This window comes from Candidatus Limimorpha avicola (assembly GCF_056978975.1).
Genome location: NZ_DBMCYK010000001.1, coordinates 114,444 through 133,521 on the forward strand (window position 1 = coordinate 114,444; position 19,078 = coordinate 133,521).

A 19,078-nucleotide genomic window follows, 5' to 3' on the forward strand; every position below is an offset into this window, starting at 1 on the left:
AATATTTAAGGTGAGTAAGAATAAATTAGAGCGTTTTGCAGAAAATCTGACATTTGACAATTTGTTTCAGTATTCATACGAGCGTATTCAGAAAGAAGGATTCCCTTTTAAGGGAAGATGGCATGAATTTTTTAATAATGATAACCCATTGGTGTTGGAACTTGGCTGCGGCAAAGGCGAATATACTGTGGGTCTTGCTCGTGCTCATCGTGATATGAATTTTATAGGTGTCGATATCAAGGGCGCCAGAATGTGGGTGGGATTGAAACAGGCACGAGAAGAGAAATTGGATAATGTGGCTTTTATTAGAACTCGTATTGAGTTGATCGACAATTTCTTCGATAAAGATGAGGTGTCCGAAATATGGGTGACATTCCCTGACCCCCAGCCTCAGAAATCAAGGGAAAGAAAACGTCTTACAGGTCCTAACTTTCTTGCTCGCTATAGAAATTTTTTGAAAGAAAACGGAGTGGTTAACCTTAAAACCGATAGCGAACTGTTGTATGAGTTTACTTTGAAAACCTTACATGATGCCAATTATCCTGTTTATTGTCAATATGATAACCTTTATGATAATGACGATGACATGGAAGTGAAGTCCATACGTACTTTTTATGAACAAATGTGGTTGGATATAGGTCTGACAATCAAATATATACGCTTCGGTATTCGTTAAATCATTGTTAGTTAAAACTTTTTTACTTCTCATTTGCTTTTCTCTTAAACAGTGTTAAGATGAGAGTTTTAAAGTTTTTTATTGTCATTTGTTGTTTTCTGATACCTTCAATGTTGTGTGATTGTCTGTTGGCACAACAGATAGATGTTAAAGGTCAGGTTACCGATGCCTTCGATGGCTCGACTCTTCCCGGTGTCACAGTCTTGATAAAAGGGACCTCACAAGGTACAGCTACAGATTTGGATGGTTATTTTTCCCTTAAAGTTAATCCGGATGCAATATTGCAATTTTCTTTTATCGGTTATGTTACGCAAGATGTCGTGATTAAGGATTCTAAATTCTTGAATATCAGTCTTGAACCATCGGTAACATATCTTGACGAGGTCGTTGTGATAGGTTATGGCGAGGTGAAGAAAGGAGATGCTACTGGAGCAGTGACGGCTATAGGGGAAGAGGATTTTAACCAAGGCGCTATTATCAATCCTCTTGAACTTGTTGCAGGAAAGACGGCAGGTGTACAAGTGACACCTAACAGCGGGGCTCCCGGAAGTGGGGCTACAATTAGAATACGAGGTGGCTCTTCCTTGTCGGCAAGTAACGACCCTCTTTATGTCATTGACGGCATACCTGTAGATAATGATGGCATTGCCGGTACAAGAAATCCTCTCAGTATGCTTAACCCTAACGATATTGAGAGTTTTACCATTTTGAAAGATGCTTCGGCGTCGGCAATATACGGTTCTCGTGCTTCTAATGGTGTTGTCATTATTACTACTAAGAAAGGTAAAGCAACAGGCTATGGAGCGAAATTGCCTTTCTCTATTGATTATAATGGTTCGGTTTCTTTATATGCTCTTCCTAAACTGCATAAGGTGTTGGATGGCGATGAGTTTCGCGAGTTGATGCTGCAGCGTTATTCTGATGACCCGGCTATCATTGGAATGATAGGCTCTTATAATACTGACTGGCAGAAACAGATTTACCGTAATGCCATTGGCATTGACCAAAATATAAGTGTCGGAGGCAAATATAAGTCCTTGCCTTATCGTTTTTCGTTGAGTTATGCTGATTATGAGGGCGTCTTAAAGACTGATGACATGCAACGTACCACTTTGGGCTTGAACCTGAATCCTTCCTTGTTTAAAGATAGGCTGAAAGTCAATATCAGTACTAAGGGTTTGTTTACCAACAATAACTTTGGCAATACAGCTGCTATAGGAGCTGCTGTCATGATGGACCCTACAAAACCGGTCTATGACCCTGATAATGCTTTTGGCGGTTATTGGGCTTGGACTCAGAGTAATGGAGAGCCTGTCAAACAGGCGACGGCAAACCCGATGGCTCTTCTTTATCAACAGAAAGACAAATCTGATGTCGGTCGCTTCATTGGCAATATGCAATTGAATTATTCAATGCCGTTCCTTCCGGAATTGAGTGCCAATATGGATATGGGTCTCGATTATTCCCATTCCCATGGTACGGTCTTTGTGCCTGCTGATGCCGCTTTCGCATACGATAATCTTTACGGAGGAGGTGTCAACAGTGAGTATGAACAGAGAAAATGGAATGAATTGTTTAATTTCACTGTAAATTATTCAAAAGAGTTGAAGGCAGTGGATGGGAAGTTGGATGCATTGGCAGGTTATTCATGGCAACATTTCCAGAGAAGTGGCAATAACTTTAAAACCAATGATTTGACAAGTCCGTTACTCGTGGAAAGAAGAGTGCTTGACAGTACGGACTATAATACTGAAAATTATATCGTTTCTTTCTTCGGAAGAGTGAATTATGTGATGAAAGACCGTTATCTTCTTACTGTAACGGCTCGAGGTGACGGTTCCTCACGTTTTGCTCCTGACAACAGATGGGGATTTTTCCCTTCTACTGCCCTGGCATGGAGAATAGACAAAGAAAAATGGATGCAGAAATACGACAATATCACTGAATTGAAACTACGTCTCGGCTGGGGCATTACCGGACAACAAAATATCACGGATGATGATTATCCATACCTTGCCAATTATACATATAGTCAACAAAATGCACTGTATCAGATTGGTAATCAGTATATTGTGACCTTACGCCCTGATGGCTACGACGCTAATATCAAATGGGAAGAAACATATACTTATAATATGGGGTTTGACTATGGTTTTTTCAATCAACGTCTTTACGGCTCTTTGGATGTCTATCTGCGTCATACCAAAGATTTGATAAACTTTATTCCGGTGCCGGCAGGCTCCAATTTGACGAATTATGTCCTGACTAATGTTGGAGACCTCGAGAATAAGGGTTTTGAGTTTTCTATTGTTGGGATTCCACTGAGTAATAAAGATATGTATTGGGAGATTGGGACTAATTTTACTTATAACGTGAACAAAATCACTAAGTTGACAGCGTCCGACAATCCTGACTATTTGGGCGTGTTGGTGGGCGGAATATCCGGTGGTACCGGCAATACCGTCGAGATTCACGCTGTTGGATATCCTTCATTTACCTTTTTCGTTTATGAACAGGTCTATGATGAAAACGGTAAACCGGTAGAAGGCCTGTATGTTGACCGCAACGGTGACGGCGTCATCAATGCAGGGGATTTATATTATTATAAAGATGCAGTGCCTGATTTTTATTTTGGCATATCATCGAGGTTTTCTTATAAGAATTGGGATTTCTCTTTTGGCGGCAGGGCATGTTTTGGTAATTATGTTTATAACAATTTCAGTTCCAACAATGCTGTTTACAGCCGTCTGTATCGCTCAGAAGGACCTTATCTGAGCAATATTGCTGAAAATACTGACGTTGCCGGCTTTTATTCTCCCCAATATCTCAGCGATTATTATGTTCAACGTGCTGATTTCTTTAAATTGGATTATATAACAATAGGATATGATTTTACAGATTTGTTGAAAAACAAATTCAAACTGAAAGCTACGTTTACAGTAAATAATGTCTTTACCATAACACCTTATAAGGGTATAGACCCTGAGGTGTTTGGCGGAATTGACAATAATATTTATCCTTCAACACGCGCTTTTGTTTTTGGTGTAAATCTTGGACTGTAATAATGAAAAAATAAAGTTATGAAAAAAATAATATTGTTGTTTGCTGTTGGTTTGCTGTTTTCTTCATGTGTCAAGGACCTTGATGTGGAACCTTTGGATAAGGACGTTGTGACTTCTGCCTCGGTTTTTGATGATGAGTCGAGTTATTATCAAATTTTGGCAAAGATATATGCCGGACTTGCTGTCTCAGGACAAAACGGTCCTTCAGGTGAAGTAGATATCTATGGTGTGGACCCGGGTTATGGTCAATATCTCAGAGCATTGTTTTATCTTCAAGAATTTACTACCGATGAGGCTATTACCGGCTGGGATGACCAGACTATCAGAGACTTGCATTATCAGGCGTGGAGCTCCTCTGATGTATTTATTACAGCCATGTATTACAGGATATTTTATCAGATAGGTGTCGTCAATGAGTTCCTAAGACAGACAACGCAAGAACTGCTCGATGAACGTGGCGTCAGTGAGAGTATGCAACAGACAATTGCCGTTTATCGTGCAGAGGCACGTTTCATGAGGGCTTTGAGTTATTATCATGCTATCGATATGTTTGCCAATGTCCCTTTTGTAACGGAAAATGATGAAGTGGGATCTTTCTTTCCTCCTCAGATTTCTCGTGCTGCATTGTTCGATTACATAGAGTCTGAATTGTTGGATATTGAAAACCAAATGATAGCTCCTCGCATGAATGAGTATGGAAGGGCAGATAAGGCATGTGTATGGACTCTTCTCGCAAAACTTTATCTCAATGCTGAAATATATACCGGCATTCCTCATTATTCGGAATGTGTCACCTATTCTCGTAAAGTCATTGATGCAGGCTATTCATTGTCGCCTGAATATCAGTATCTATTTCTTGCTGATAATCATTATCTCGATGAGGTTATATTTTCAGTCAATTTTGATGGTACATTTACAAAATCTTATGGTGGTACAACCTTTATCATTCATGCAGCCATAGGTGGAAGTATAAATCCTCAGGAATTTGGCGTCAATGGGGGTTGGAGCGGCATGCGTTCGACTTCAGCTTTGGTACGCAAATTTTATCCGGATTTGAAAAATATTAATGAAACGAAAGATAAAAGAGCACTATTCTATAATGAAGATCAGACTCTTGAGATAGAAGATGTTGGTGATTTCAATCAGGGTTGGGCTGTTACAAAATGGAAGAATGTTGATAGAAACGGTAATAATGGCTCTGATTTGGAATTTGCTGACACTGATTTTCCATTGTTCCGTCTTGCCGATGTATATCTGATGTATGCCGAAGCAGTTCTCAGAGGTGGAGGCGGTAGTATTTCTGATGCCTTGGATTATGTTAATGAATTGAGATACAGAGCATACGGAGATAATAGCGGAGATATTGCATTAGGTGATCTTACTCTCGACTTTATTCTTGATGAACGAGCGAGAGAATTGTATTGGGAGATGTACCGTCGTACTGATTTGATACGTTTCGGTCAGTTTACTAATGGCAGTTATGTATGGCCATGGAAAGGCAGAGTTATGGAAGGTATTACCACGTCTCCTGTTTACAATGTCTTTCCTATACCGGCTTCAGACCTTACGGCAAATCCTAATCTCAAACAAAATATTGGCTATTAAATTTTATAATGATGAAGACATTGCATTTTTTCCTGTTGACATTATGTATTTTTTGTATTTCATGCAGAAATGACGACGGTCCGGTAATTTATCTTGACAATACTGTTCCGCCGCGTTTTCTAACCCCTGAAGTGGATTCTGTGGTGTTGAGTGAAGAAATGGCTGACATGCTGTTTCCGGAATTTTCCTGGACTGCCACTCGATATGATTTCGAATATGGACTTGCCAATATCACTTATTCTTTGCAGATGGATATAGAAGATGGCTGTTTTTACAGATATTCTACCTTGACAAATACAGATACTACCGCATATTCATTGACACAGGCGGCCATGAATACAAGACTTTTGATGTCTGACGTGCCATACGGACAGCCTGTAGATGTTTATTTTCGCATTGCATCCTATATAGTATCGCTTGGTAGTCGTGAGACTTGTATGTCAGAAGTGTTTAAGATGAGCATTACACCTTATCAGACAGATATTACATATCCGCCGATATATTTGTTGGGTGATGCCACTGTCGCTGGTTGGGATAATACCAAAGCTGTCGAGGTGCCCCATCATTCCGGAAGTACTTTCTCTGTAATACAACCTCTATCTTCCTCAGGCTCATTGAAATTTATTGCAGATATAGGCAGCTGGGTGCCCCAATGGGGGACAAATGCCAATGGAACATGGGAAAATGGTACGCTCGTTTACAGAGCCGTAGAGTCAGATCCGGACCCCTCGGCTATTCCTGCTCCTCCTCAAGATGGAATATATCAAATAACAGTCGATACCTTGAATATGTTGTACAATATATCCTTTATGGAATGAATCTTTAATCTTTTTTGTTTTTCAAGATGTAATATTGCCGGATATAGGTTTTGAAGATTTGTGATATTAGTCGATGTATAAGTGAATGAATAATAGTACCTTAATAGAGGGATTTGCTTTTGAAACCTTGTCCGATGTCTTTTATTTAAAGTGAGGCTGCATTTGTGCTTTTAAATAGACTTAGCATTTATGTATGGAAAAGCAAATGTTTATGAAGGAATGTCTCGAGTAATCAGTCATTGCCTATTTCTTTCAGCATAGGAACAAAACGGAAGTTGCCGAATTCTTCTTTGCTGAGGCTGCCGTCTGAGTTTTTGGTTATGCGTAACATTTTCTGTTCGTTATTGTCATCGTTAAGAGGCAATACCATGATACCGTTAGGTTTCAACTGGTCTATCAATATTTCGGGTATTTCCGGAGCTGCTGCTGTGATAATAATACGGTCGAATGGAGAATATGTGGGTAAGCCCTTATTGCCGTCTCCGAGGAAAGTCTTGATATGATAAGGAAATTCGGCAAGCAAAGCCTTGGTTTTCAAGAATAAGTTGCGTTGACGTTCTATTGTAAAAACTTTCGCTCCAATTTGGGCAAGTACACATGCCTGATAGCCGGACCCGGTGCCTATCTCCAAAACCTTCATATCTTTTTTTACCTTAAGTAATTGAGACTGAAAAGCAACCGTTGAAGGCTGCGAGATGGTCTGTCCTGAACCTATGGGAAATGCAGTGTCTTGATATGCAAACTCAACAAATGAAGAATCGAGGAAAACATGCCGTGGCACAGTATTGATGGCGTTTAGCACAGATTCATCGCTAATGCCTTTGTTTTTAAGCAATTCGGTCATCTTAAGCCTCATTCCCTTATGTCTGTATGTGTCAGCTTGCATGTCATTTTTTATTTTGCGAAGATACAAAAAATATCTATATTTGCAAAAAAATATATATATGTTAAAAATAGGTGTTTTAGGTGCCGGACATTTGGGGAAAATACATATTAATTGTATAAAACAAATTGCTAATTATCAACTTGTTGGCTTTTATGATCAGGATGTCGCAACTTCGGGAAAGGTGTCTGCCGATATGCAAGTCAAATGTTATAATACCATAGATGAATTGGTTGATGCTGTCGATGTTGTAGATATCGTTACTCCAACAATAGCACATTTCGAATGTGCATCCAAGGCATTGTCAAAAGGACGTCATGTCTTTATTGAAAAACCTATAGTTGCGACGGTAGAGGAAGCGAATCGTCTTGTTGAGCTTGCAAAAAATGCCGGTGTCAAAGTTCAGGTGGGTCATGTGGAACGTTTCAATCCCGCTTTTATTGCTGCAGAACACAAGTTGAACAATCCTTTGTTTGTTGAGGCTCATCGTCTTGCAATGTTTAACCCTCGCGGTTGCGATGTGCCTGTGGTTCTCGATCTTATGGTACATGATATTGACATTATCCTCACTATCATAAAATCTCCTATTAAGACAGTATCGGCAAGTGGAGTTTCCATAGTCAGTCCTACACCTGATATCGCCAATGCCCGCATTGAATTTGAGAATGGCGCTGTGGCTAATCTTACTGCAAGTCGTATCTCATTGAAGAACATGAGAAAGCATCGTGTCTTCCAGAAAGATGCTTATATCACTATAGATTTTCTCGATAAAAAAACCGATATAGTTAGCATTCATGATGTACAGGGAGAGCCTTCTCCTCTTGCCATGACATTGAACCTCCCGGATGGCTCATGTAAACAGATTACCATTGAACAGCAGGAAGTCCTACAAAATAATGCGATTAAAACAGAATTGGAACGATTTCATGATGCGATAGTAGGCAATACAGAACCTCCTGTGACTATCGAAGACGGAGTCGAAGTACTTAAAGTTGCTTACATGATACTCGACGAAATGAAAAAACATCGGGAGTTACTTGAAAATTTATAATTTATTCGATAATACGACAATATATTTTTATTGTTTTCGTTTAAACAAAAAAAAGTAATGAGAGGTATTAAGATTTTACTTGTTATATGTTGCATTTTGATTCTGGGGTCATGCAATAAATTTAAAGGAAATCAGGAGATCCCTGCATATTTGCATGTGGATGGGTTCAGTTTGAGAACCAATTATGCTGATGAAGGGGCTGCTACTCATAAAATTACTGATGTATGGCTCTATGTCGATGACAGCTATCAAGGCTGTTATGAGTTGCCGGCTACGATACCGGTGTTGGAACATGGCAAACATAAAGTCACTTTATATCCCGGCATTAAAATGAACGGCATAGCATCTACAAGAATAATATATCCGTTCTATAAACCTTATATTATTGATTCATACGATTTCGGCGATTTGGATAAACTTGTTGGGCAGGTGGATACCATCTCTCCAAGTACACGTTATTATACTTCCGATGAATCTACAATTAAGTTCTGGTTTGAGGATTTTGAACAACCGTCGATTAAGTTCGAGAAAACGCATGCAAGCGATACTGCTATGATAAAAACAGAGAGAAATGACGAGAATGCGTGGCTCTCTGATGATTCTCAATATTCCGGTCATATATGGATAGGCGATACCCTTAACTATGTCTGTGTGTCAACACCGGAGTTGCCTGCTTTCCCCGGACAAGGCAATTATGTCCTGGTAGAAATGGATTATAAATGCGAGACGGAATTTCTGGTAGGTCTTTATGCAAGTATCACAGGTAGTATCAATGATATAGAACTTGTTTATGTTAATCCTTCTGAAGATTGGAATAAAATATATATCAATCTGGGACCTTCAATTTCGGATAATGCCAACAATGCCCTTTATTTTAAACTGTATATAAGAGCATCTGTGGAAGAAGGACAAGAGGCTAATCTCTATTTTGATAATATAAAAATAGTTTATCGTGACTAAATGTTCTAAAATGAATAATTCGAGACAGACATTTAAATATGTCTTTTTCGATTGGTTGTCAGCGTTAGTGGCGTGGATTGCGTTTTTCTGTTTTAGGAAATATAACGATGACCCGACATTTTTTGACCATTATAATGATATTTTGGCAGATAAAAACTTTTGGATAGGTATTACCTGTATTCCTGTGGGATGGGTGGTGTTATATACTTTGGTAGGTACTTATAGAAACGCTTATTTCAAATCTCGTCTTAAAGAACTTGGACAGACATTGGTGAGTATTTTGATAGGCTGTTTAGTGTTATTTTTTGCCACTATATTGAACGATATCATTGTTACTTACAAGACATATTATCTTTTTTTTCTGATACTGTTTGCATTACAGTTCATACTTACGTATATTCCACGTTTCATCATTACTACACGTACTACGAGACGCATACATAGAGGCGAAATAGGCTATAATACTCTTATTATTGGCAGCAATGGCAATGCCTGTTCTATTTATGAGGAGATTCAAAATCAGATGTATTCATCCGGAAATAATTTTGTTGGCTTTGTCAATGTCTTCGATAAAAACTTTTATAAAGTAGGTAAATATTTGCCTCATCTCGGTCATTATGACAATGTACTCAGTATAATTAAAGAATATGATGTTGAAGAGGTTATCATTGCAATAGAGCGTTCTGAGACAGAGACCATTGACAGAATTTTGGCTACTCTTGAAACTATTGATGTAAGAGTGAAGATAATACCTATAATGCAGGACATTGTGTTTGGAACTGTTAAGCAGGATGGTATATGGCATGCTCCCCTTATACAGGTTACTCCGGAGCCTATGCCGGTGTGGCAACAGGTTGTCAAACGCCTTTCGGATATCATTATCTCAGTTTTGGTTATAGTGATACTCTCTCCTTTGTACCTTTTTGTTGCCATAATGGTGAAACGCTCTTCACCGGGTCCTGTATTTTATCGTCAAGAACGTATAGGACAACATGGTAAGCCTTTTAACATGCTGAAATTCAGAAGTATGTATGTCAATGCAGAAGATATGGGACCACAACTGTCTAAAGATGACGATCCCAGGATTACTCCATGGGGCAAGTTTATGCGCAAGGTCCGCCTTGATGAGATACCACAGTTCTTTACTGTCCTTCAGGGTAAGATGTCTATTGTAGGCTATCGTCCTGAACGTCAATATTATATAGACCAGATTGTGCAAAGAGCTCCTCACTATAGGATGTTGCTTAAAATAAAACCCGGAATAACAAGTTGGGGCGAGGTGAAATTTGGCTATGCTTCCAATGTAGATGAGATGATAGAAAGATTGAAATATGACATACTCTATATTGAGAATATGAGTCTCGCTCTTGATATTAAAATATTGATATATACAGTCTTGATAGTGATGCAGGGTAGAGGGAAATAATAGTTTGCGTTATTCTCCCATACTGAACTGTGATATTTTGGCTTTCTTGAAGGCGTTTTCAGCATAATTAAGGTCTATCGTCAACTTCTTGCATTTTTTCGATGGCAATTCGAACATGGCATCGTTGAGAATGGCTTCCAGTATGGAACGCAAACCTCTGGCACCTAATTTGAACTCGATACTCTTGTCAACGATAAAATCATACACTTCCTCTTTTATGACGAGTTTGATGCCGTCCATTTCAAAAAGCTTTTCAAATTGTTTGGTGATGGCATTTTTGGGTTCGGTGAGTATGCGTTTCAAAGTATCTCTGTCGAGAGGGTCGAGATATGACAATACCGGGAAACGCCCCACAATCTCAGGTATAAGACCGAATTTCTTAATGTCGGAAGGTGCGATATATTGAAGCAAGTTGTCGCGGTCAATATCTTCTTTTTTAGTTGAGTTGTATCCTATTACATTGGAACCCACTCTGTTGGCTATTATCCTGTCGATACCTTCAAAGGCACCTCCTGCAATGAACAGTATGTCTTTGGTGTTGACTTGTATCATTTTTTGTTCCGGGTGTTTTCTGCCACCTTGAGGCGGTACGTTGACAATGGCGCCTTCAAGAAGTTTCAACATTGCTTGTTGTACTCCTTCGCCGGATACGTCACGTGTTATGCTGGGATTATCACCTTTACGTGCTATTTTGTCTATCTCGTCGATGAAAACAATGCCTTTCTCTGCCATTGCCACATTATAGTCGGCGGCTTGCAACAGTTTTACAAGTATATTTTCTACATCTTCTCCAACATAACCTGCTTCAGTCAAAACAGTAGCATCGGCGATGGCGAAAGGAACGTTTAGCATTCGTGCTATGGTGCGGGCAAGCAATGTCTTGCCGGTACCTGTCTCTCCAATAAGAATGACATTGGATTTTTCTATCTCAACATCATTGTCATCATTGGGTTGGTTGATACGTTTGTAATGATTATATACGGCAACAGATATAACCTTCTTGGCTTCATCTTGCCCTATGACATATTTGTCGAGGAAGCTTTTTATCTCCAATGGTTTAAGCAACTTGAAGTCCGGAATGTCTTTTTTTGACATGCTGGACATTTCTTCTTTCAAGATGGAATGAGCACGTTCTATGCAATCGACACATATATTGCCATCTATACCGGCTATTAATAATCCGGTTTCTTTTTCAGTTCTTCCGCAGAATGAACAGTGGTTATACTTGGTTCCCATAATAAATAAAAAGGACAGGATAAACCTGTCCTAATGAATTAAAATAAAAAAATTATGTATTCTTGACAAGAATTTCATCTATCATGCCGTAACTGAGAGCTTCTTCGGATGTCATCCAATAGTCACGGTCAGAGTCTGCCCATACCTTGTCATATTCCTGTCCGGTATGTGCAGCTATGATTTCATACAATTCTTTCTTTAACTTTTGTATTTCTCTTGCTGTTATTTCTATGTCGGAAGCCTGTCCTTGCATACCGCCCATGGGTTGGTGTATCATGATGCGGGAATGTTTCAAGGCAGAGCGTTTGCCCTTTGTTCCGGCACACAACAGTACAGCAGCCATGGAAGCTGCCATGCCGGTGCAAATGGTGGAAACATCGGGTGCTATATACTGCATGGTATCATAAATGCCGAGACCGGCATAAACAGAGCCGCCGGGCGAATTGAGATATATCATAATATCACTCTTCTTGTCGGTCGATTCCAAAAATAACAGTTGCGCCTGAATGATGTTGGCGACATAATCATCAATCTGATCGCCCAAAAAGATAATTCTGTCCATCATAAGTCTGGAAAATACATCCATCTGTGCCACGTTGAGTTGTCTTTCTTCAATGATGGTAGGGGAGATGAAATTGGTTATGGATGATGTATATTTCTCTAACCCGAGACCATTGATGCCTCTATGTTTGGTGGCATACTTGTAAAATTCGTTGTTCATAATGTTGTTTTTTTGTAATAACTTAAAAATTATTCTTTTGTTTCCTCAACCTCTTCTTTTTTGTCAAGTTCCGGCATGGTCGCTTTCATAAACTCTTCATAATTGACATTTACAGGTTCAACTTTAAGGTTCTCGTTGAAGAAAGCGGTAAGTTTGTTGCTGATAATTTGGTTGGTGATATAAGAACGTTGCTGTTGGTCTTTTAATACAGTATCAATAATGTTGTTCATTCTTTCTTTCATCTCATCATCCATAGTGTCATTGTTGAGATGTCCGAAATAACTTGTCTTGACGAAATTACGTAAATCGTCTTCATTGACTGCCAACTCAGGATATTTGCCAACAATATAGTCTTCTATGAGTTGCCATTTCATGCCGGTGAGATAGTTTTTCTCATAGTTTTGATCGACTTCTTCTCTTGTGAGTTTTCCTTCGCTGTTGGCAATGATAAGACGTTTAAGAAAATCGTCCGGCAAGTTGAAAGTGATATTATTTATGAGAGTGTCAACTGCATTGTTGTAAAACATTCTCTCACTTTCCTTGTTATATTGTATATCAAGTTCGTCGTATATTTTTTTTCTGAAAGAATCTATATCTTTGATATCAGCACCGGGGAATATCAGATTGAAAAATTCTTCATTGAGTTCCGGTAGTTGGTCATCCTTTTTGTTGTTTTCCCGGAGACGTTGTACGATATTGTCGATTTCTTTATCAGTAATGGATATGTTGTATTTATTGACTTGAAAGTCGCTGAAATTTATATCTAACTTAGGTTTGTTGGCAACTTCAAAGTAGAATGTCATGTTATCGTCTTTTGCTATGTCTATCACCTGCTCTTTTTCTTGATCAGGCAAAGGATACCCTATTATATCGAGTTTATTTTCAATGATTTGATTATTGAGGGTCTCAGAGACCATTTTATTAATGACATCAAGTTTCACTGTTTGTCCGTGCATTCTTTCTATCATTCCAAACGGCACTTTACCCTGACGAAATCCCGGAAGTATAGCTTTATGTTGATATTGTTTTAAAGTTTTTTTTACTTCGTCTTCGTAATCTGCTTTCACTATATCGATTTGTATCGATGTTATCAAATCGTTTTTTGCTGTAAGTGTAGTATTCATTATATTAAGTGTTTATTTTGTGCGGATGAAGGGACTCGAACCCCCACGCCTTTCGGCATCAGATCCTAAGTCTGACGCGTCTGCCAATTTCGCCACACCCGCGTTCGAAATTTCGAGTTGCAAAAATACTAATTTTTTGAAAACAAACCTCTTTTTATTCTTTTTGTTTTTTATCTTTTTTAGAAACAGTGGTTTTGTGGTGTTAGATATGATTTCTTTGTAAAAAAAATTTTGGAAAAACTTTGTAATAAGTAATAATCTTTTTTATAGATTCGTTATTATCTGTAAAATATGTTGTACTTTTGTAAAGTAAAGAAAATTGAAAATCATGTGTAGAAATGTTTGTGCTTCAGTGCTGTTGGCATTGATGTTGTTTTTTGGGGTTCCTTCTTTGGCATCTGCACAAAATATTATTGGAACACAATCCAATTATAGTGGGTCTAAAGCTTTAATGATTAACCCGGCGCTCATTTCTACTTCTTTTTTGTATTTTGATGCCGGTTTAAGTTTCGGAGTTTATTCTTATAATGATTTGATGTATCTGAAAAGCAGAGATTTTTCGAAGTTTTTGTTCTCAGGATATAACTCATGGAGCAGTTATGATTGGACTATGTATAATCAATATGGTGTACCTCATGAGTTTTTGTATGTTAGGGATACAATGCCAAATTCTCTGACAGAATCGATAGATCTTAATATATTATCAATGTTTATTAATATTGACTCTCGACAGTCTCTGGCTTTGTCGTTGAATAACAGGGTATATTCGAGTGTAACGAATTTGCCTTGGGAGTTTGGACGTATTGCCATTGAAGGACTTGATTCTCTTTATTTTGATAGATATTCCTCGGAAGATATTCGTATTGCCACAATGGAATGGTCGGAATTGGCATTGGGTTATTCAAGAACAGTTTATGATAGATTTCTTAACAAGTTTGATGTTGGAATAAGTCTTAAAGGCATCATCGCATACGGTGGTGCTGTGTTGAATGTCAATAACCTCGATTATGAGATTCTTTCAAAAGATACTTCCAATGTTTATGCTATAGATGCTGATATACATTATGCTGCACCTTTGAATTACAGCTCGCAGTTTTCTTCAAACGATGTCTTTATGTCTGATAAGTTGAAAAATGGTTTGGGTTTTGGTGTTGACTTTGGTTTTGTATATACTAAAAGAAAATCGGTCGGCATGAATCGAAGAAGTGTCAGCAGTTGCGACATGGACCCTGTACTTTACAGGTGGAGACTTGGAGTCTCTGTCACTGATATCGGCTTTGTCAAGTTTAAAGGCAATGCTCGTTCACATCATTATTTTAATGATGAACCGACTTTGTTTATACATTCAGCCCTGGATGATGTGAATAGCATAGATGATTTGTCAAAAACATTGAGTGCCATATTTTTCCATGGCGACTCACTTGCTTCTGTTGTGGGTGATGAGTTCACCATGACATTGCCTTCTTCTCTTAATATGCAGTTGGATTTCAATATAAATGATAAATTTTATGTTGGAGCCATGTGGATTCAACCTTTCGCCTTGTCGGAAAATTCTGTGAGAAAAGCTGCGCAAATTGTGGTGAGTCCTCGTTTTGAAAATGAATATTTCGATTTTATTTTGCCTGTTACTCTTTATGATTACAGTAAGATGTTTCTCGGAGCAGAAATGCGTCTTTGGTTTTTCAGCATAGGTACACAAAATATTTTGAGTTTCTGCGGTATAGGCGATTTCTATGGTATGGACCTTTATTTTTCACTTAAATTCAATATACTGAAGGGACGTTGTCTCGGCTCCGGTCGTGATGCTTGCTGGAATAGCGATTTCCGTTGATATATTCAATGCTTGCCTCTTGTTGTCATGACATTATAACATTGGCTTTACTTTAACTTCTGGCAATTAAATTTCTCTGTTGTTCAATGCCTCGCGTAATGCGTTGCCCATGAGCATGAAAGCTAAGACTAAAATCATTATTGCCAAGCCCGGAAGAATGGCAAGATATGCTTCATTTAAAATGATATAAGCATAGTTTTCTTTTATCATACTGCCCCATGACGGCATGGGCGGCTGTACTCCTATGCCGAGAAAACTAAGTCCTGCTTCTAACAATATGGCGGTGGCAAAATTGGCTGCAGATATTACTATGATGGGATTCAGTATGTTAGGTGTAATATGTCGTATTATTATACGAGAATTTTTAAAACCTAATGCTCTTCCTGCTTCAACAAAATTAGTCTCCCTGATCGATAATATCTGTCCTCTGCATACACGTGCTACTTCAACCCACATGGTGAAGCCTACCGCAATGAAAACCTGTACTACTCCCTTGCCTAAGACAAAGGTTATTGCAATGACAACGAGAAGTGTGGGAAGAGACCATACTACATTGATAACCCACATTATGATATCATCTGTGAAACCTCTGAAATATCCTCCAATGCCTCCGATAAACAGTCCTATTACAACACTTAACATCACTGCAATGAAACCTACAGACAGACTTATTCTGGTGCCGAGAAGCAGCCGACTGAGAAAGTCTCGCCCGAACTGATCGGTACCTAAGAGAAATCTTTTGTGTATTGTGTTGTTATTCAGTATGTAATCTCGAGCTTCTTCATCATTGATGAAATGTGTCGATGTTAATTCGCTGTTTTTGATTGTCTCTATCCTTTGGCTGCTTCCCGGTTCGGGATTGAAGACATATACAGTGGTGTTGTCTGTAGTGATATTCAGTGAATCGTATGGTACGTATCTGTATCGACTTGGCTGTCCTTCAATGAGATGTTTCCAAAAATTGTTCTTCGGCACTGCGTTTGGCTTTGGAATCATCAGCATATCTACAGAAAATCCTGGTTTTTGTGTGCTTATCTCTAAAATCTGATTGTTTGCATTGGGCGTATCGTCAGGAATAATATAATATGCAAAGATGGCGACAAAAGCACATAATATTATGAATGCTGATGATATGACGCCGGCTCTGTTTTTCTTGAAACGTTTCCATGCTATACTTGCCGGTGACTGTATCTTGTCTTTTTCCATTATTGCTGTTTTCTTTTACAAAAATAGAGAAAAAGGAGATATATTACTGATTGACATGTTAAATTTTTTTACTATGCCATTGGTTATGATGATTATAAAGTGAAATTTTATATTATTGTCATGACTGTTTATGTGTTTTGTAATATCATGGTTTTAAGTAAATTAGGTTTTTGTGTTATGGTTTTGGATATATATCTGTCATGTCGTGAATTTAAAATGTATTATTATGTTGATAATTAAGTGATAAAGAAAAAATGTATCAATAATCAAAAAAAATCACGAAATGTTGTTGGCAAATTAAAAAATGTTGTAATTTTGCACGCATAAAACACACGGTGGATGTAGCTCAGTTGGTTAGAGTACCGGATTGTGGTTCCGTGGGTCGTGGGTTCGAGTCCCATCTTCCACCCGTAGGCGTTCTTCGAGGACGCCTTTTTTATTTTAAGAGATAGAACATACAAAGCGTGTTTGATTAGTAATAAGTTTTGATTTTCAATAAAAAACATAAGTCGCTGCCTATTGCAGGCAATGATTTACGATATGTATTTTGTTGCTGGATTATATTTTTACGTTGAAAGTGCGCAAGGCATCGTTCAAAGATGTCTTCTTGTCGGTAGATTCCTTTCGTTTTCCTATTATCAGGGCACAAGCCACCTGATAGTCGCCGGCAGGGAATTTTTTGGTATAAGAACCTGGTATCACTACTGAGCGTGCCGGTATTCTTCCTCTGTATTCTATGGGTTCATTGCCACTGACGTCTATTATCTTGGTTGACTGAGTGATTACGGTGTTGGCGCCGAGTACTGCTTCTTCTTCTATTATGACACCTTCAACCACAATGCAGCGGGAACCAATAAAACAATTGTCTTCTATTATCACCGGTGATGCTTGTACGGGTTCGAGAACTCCACCAATGCCGACGCCACCGCTGAGATGAACGTCTTTTCCAATCTGCGCACATGACCCTACTGTAGCCCATGTGTCTATCATGGTGCCACTGTCGATATAAGCCCCGATGTTGACATAAGAGGGCATCAGTACTACACCTTTATTAATAAAGGCCCCATGACGTACTGTTGCCGGTGGTACGACCCTGATGCCGGCGTCCATGAAACCACGTTTCAGTGGTACCTTGTCGCAATATTCAAAAATGCCGGATTCCAGAAGTTCCATCTTGTTGATAGGGAAATACATCAATACGGCTTTTTTAAGCCATTCATTGACAACCCATTTACCGTCAACTTTCTCGGCTATCCTGACCATGCCTTTGTCCAACATGTCTATGACAGTGTTGATGTCGTTTTTTGCTTCTTTACTTTCTGTGGTCTTACGGTCGTCCCAATAGCTTTCTATCTTTACTTTCAAGGTGTTCATGACAGTCTTATTTGTTCACAAATATACAAAATTTTGTGTAAAGTATGGAATCATTGCTCAATTAGTATTATTTTTGCAAAAAAATGAAGTATGGGTAGAATAATGGCAGTCGATTATGGTCAGAAACGTTGCGGAATAGCGGTGACGGACCCTTTGCGCATCATAGCCAACAACCTCACTACCGTGCCTTCGAAAGATGCGGTGAGTTTTATTTGTGATTATGTCAAAAAAGAACATGTTGACGTGATAGTTGTAGGCGAACCCAAAGATATGCACAACAACCCTTCGGATTCCACACGTTTTATCGAGCCTTTTCTTAATCAGTTGCGTAAGGCATTGCCTTCTGTTGAAATAAAACGCTTCGATGAACGTTTTACTTCAAGAATGGCATTCCAATCAATGATTGATGCAGGTTTGAGTAAAAAACAACGCCGGAACAAGGCTTTGGTTGATACCATCAGCGCCACTCTTATTCTTCAGTCATTTATGGAATATGAATCTGCAAAAAATAGAAATAAGTAAAAAATAGAGATATGATATTACCTGTTGTTGCTTACGGTCATCCGGTTTTGAAACATGTTGCGGAAGAAATATCTCCGGATTATCCTGATTTTAAACAACTTGTCGATGATATGTTTGAGACTATGTATTATTCTGAAGGCGTTGGTCTTGCCGCACCTCAGATTAATAAATCTATCCGTCTCTTTGTCATCGATACCGACCCTTTTTCGGAAAAGTATCCTGAGGGTAAAGGTATTAAAAAAGTCTTTGTAAATCCGGAAATCATCGAGGTGTCAGAGGAGATGTGGACATTCAGAGAGGGATGCCTCAGTCTTCCAAATCTTAATGAAGAGGTGGTGCGACCAAGTAAGATAAAAATACGTTATCTTGATGAGAATTTTATTCAACATGAAGATGAATACGACGGCATAGTATCCCGGGTGATACAGCATGAATATGACCATCTCGATGGCATAGTTTATGTCGATAGAATAAGTTCAATGCGTAAGTTGCTTTTGAAGAGTAAGTTGCGCGACATATCAGAAGGTAATGTCGATGTGGACTATCGTATGTTGTTTCCTGTTAAAAAAAGAAGAAGATAATT

Annotated in this window: 16 protein-coding genes and 2 tRNA genes; 11 read left to right on the forward strand and 7 right to left on the reverse strand. The window is 38.6% G+C overall.

Annotated elements, in window-relative coordinates; all coding sequences use genetic code 11:
- Positions 1-10 precede the first annotated feature (10 nt).
- Genes trmB through ACZOVS_RS00460 form a run of 4 tightly spaced genes read left to right on the forward strand, consistent with a single transcriptional unit; the run spans position 11 to position 6,161 of the window.
- Positions 11-676 carry a tRNA (guanosine(46)-N7)-methyltransferase TrmB gene (trmB, locus tag ACZOVS_RS00445; RefSeq protein ID WP_483995266.1) on the forward strand — a complete coding sequence of 222 codons (666 nt, stop codon included), beginning with the start codon at positions 11-13 and terminating at the stop codon, positions 674-676.
- A 59-nt stretch (positions 677-735) separates the two neighbouring features.
- Positions 736-3,738, forward strand: a complete 3,003-nt coding sequence (locus ACZOVS_RS00450; RefSeq protein WP_483995267.1) for a SusC/RagA family TonB-linked outer membrane protein — start codon at positions 736-738, stop codon at positions 3,736-3,738.
- Between the two features lie 18 nt (positions 3,739-3,756).
- Complete coding sequence (locus tag ACZOVS_RS00455) at positions 3,757-5,343, forward strand: RagB/SusD family nutrient uptake outer membrane protein (protein WP_483995268.1); 1,587 nt, start codon at positions 3,757-3,759, stop codon at positions 5,341-5,343.
- Between the two features lie 8 nt (positions 5,344-5,351).
- On the forward strand, positions 5,352-6,161 hold the full coding sequence (locus tag ACZOVS_RS00460) for a SusE domain-containing protein (protein WP_483995269.1): 810 nt from the start codon (positions 5,352-5,354) through the stop codon (positions 6,159-6,161).
- A 232-nt stretch (positions 6,162-6,393) separates the two neighbouring features.
- Here ACZOVS_RS00460 and ACZOVS_RS00465 read toward each other — a convergent pair whose 3' ends face one another.
- Complete coding sequence (locus ACZOVS_RS00465; protein WP_483995270.1) at positions 6,394-7,047, reverse strand: protein-L-isoaspartate(D-aspartate) O-methyltransferase; 654 nt, start codon at positions 7,045-7,047, stop codon at positions 6,394-6,396.
- A 58-nt stretch (positions 7,048-7,105) separates the two neighbouring features.
- Between ACZOVS_RS00465 and ACZOVS_RS00470 the strand changes: the two genes are divergently transcribed.
- Genes ACZOVS_RS00470 through ACZOVS_RS00480 form a run of 3 tightly spaced genes read left to right on the forward strand, consistent with a single transcriptional unit; the run spans position 7,106 to position 10,481 of the window.
- Positions 7,106-8,095 carry a Gfo/Idh/MocA family protein gene (locus ACZOVS_RS00470; RefSeq protein WP_483995271.1) on the forward strand — a complete coding sequence of 330 codons (990 nt, stop codon included), beginning with the start codon at positions 7,106-7,108 and terminating at the stop codon, positions 8,093-8,095.
- Positions 8,096-8,152: 57 nt separating this feature from the next.
- Positions 8,153-9,055 (forward strand): hypothetical protein, encoded by a 903-nt coding sequence (locus ACZOVS_RS00475; RefSeq protein WP_483995272.1) that lies wholly within the window; start codon positions 8,153-8,155, stop codon positions 9,053-9,055.
- Between the two features lie 10 nt (positions 9,056-9,065).
- The gene (locus tag ACZOVS_RS00480) at positions 9,066-10,481 is read left to right on the forward strand and encodes a sugar transferase (RefSeq protein WP_483995273.1); all 1,416 of its coding nucleotides are present in this window, start codon (positions 9,066-9,068) and stop codon (positions 10,479-10,481) included.
- A 9-nt stretch (positions 10,482-10,490) separates the two neighbouring features.
- Here ACZOVS_RS00480 and clpX read toward each other — a convergent pair whose 3' ends face one another.
- The 4 genes from clpX to ACZOVS_RS00500 form a co-directional block, all read right to left on the reverse strand.
- Entirely contained in the window at positions 10,491-11,717 is a 1,227-nt protein-coding gene (gene clpX, locus ACZOVS_RS00485) for an ATP-dependent Clp protease ATP-binding subunit ClpX (RefSeq protein WP_483995274.1), read from the reverse strand.
- Positions 11,718-11,769: 52 nt separating this feature from the next.
- On the reverse strand, positions 11,770-12,438 hold the full coding sequence (gene clpP, locus ACZOVS_RS00490; protein WP_483995275.1) for an ATP-dependent Clp endopeptidase proteolytic subunit ClpP: 669 nt from the start codon (positions 12,436-12,438) through the stop codon (positions 11,770-11,772).
- Between the two features lie 29 nt (positions 12,439-12,467).
- On the reverse strand, positions 12,468-13,562 hold the full coding sequence (locus ACZOVS_RS00495) for a trigger factor (protein WP_483995276.1): 1,095 nt from the start codon (positions 13,560-13,562) through the stop codon (positions 12,468-12,470).
- Positions 13,563-13,582: 20 nt separating this feature from the next.
- Positions 13,583-13,664, reverse strand: a tRNA-Leu gene (locus tag ACZOVS_RS00500).
- A gap of 226 nt (positions 13,665-13,890) precedes the next feature.
- Here ACZOVS_RS00500 and ACZOVS_RS00505 point away from each other — a divergent pair.
- On the forward strand, positions 13,891-15,393 hold the full coding sequence (locus ACZOVS_RS00505) for a DUF5723 family protein (protein WP_483995277.1): 1,503 nt from the start codon (positions 13,891-13,893) through the stop codon (positions 15,391-15,393).
- A gap of 66 nt (positions 15,394-15,459) precedes the next feature.
- On the opposite strand, the gene ACZOVS_RS00510 is transcribed toward ACZOVS_RS00505, so the two are convergent.
- Positions 15,460-16,599, reverse strand: coding sequence for an ABC transporter permease (locus ACZOVS_RS00510; protein WP_483995278.1), 1,140 nt, complete (start codon positions 16,597-16,599; stop codon positions 15,460-15,462).
- A gap of 334 nt (positions 16,600-16,933) precedes the next feature.
- Here ACZOVS_RS00510 and ACZOVS_RS00515 point away from each other — a divergent pair.
- Positions 16,934-17,009: transfer RNA gene (locus ACZOVS_RS00515), tRNA-His, on the forward strand.
- A gap of 148 nt (positions 17,010-17,157) precedes the next feature.
- Here ACZOVS_RS00515 and ACZOVS_RS00520 read toward each other — a convergent pair.
- The gene (locus ACZOVS_RS00520; RefSeq protein WP_483995279.1) at positions 17,158-17,973 is read right to left on the reverse strand and encodes a 2,3,4,5-tetrahydropyridine-2,6-dicarboxylate N-succinyltransferase; all 816 of its coding nucleotides are present in this window, start codon (positions 17,971-17,973) and stop codon (positions 17,158-17,160) included.
- Positions 17,974-18,063: 90 nt separating this feature from the next.
- Here ACZOVS_RS00520 and ruvX point away from each other — a divergent pair, with 90 nt between their 5' ends.
- Both ruvX and def read left to right on the forward strand, forming a co-directional pair.
- On the forward strand, positions 18,064-18,495 hold the full coding sequence (gene ruvX, locus ACZOVS_RS00525; RefSeq protein ID WP_483995280.1) for a Holliday junction resolvase RuvX: 432 nt from the start codon (positions 18,064-18,066) through the stop codon (positions 18,493-18,495).
- A gap of 11 nt (positions 18,496-18,506) precedes the next feature.
- On the forward strand, positions 18,507-19,076 hold the full coding sequence (def, locus tag ACZOVS_RS00530) for a peptide deformylase (protein ID WP_483995281.1): 570 nt from the start codon (positions 18,507-18,509) through the stop codon (positions 19,074-19,076).
- Positions 19,077-19,078 lie beyond the last annotated feature (2 nt).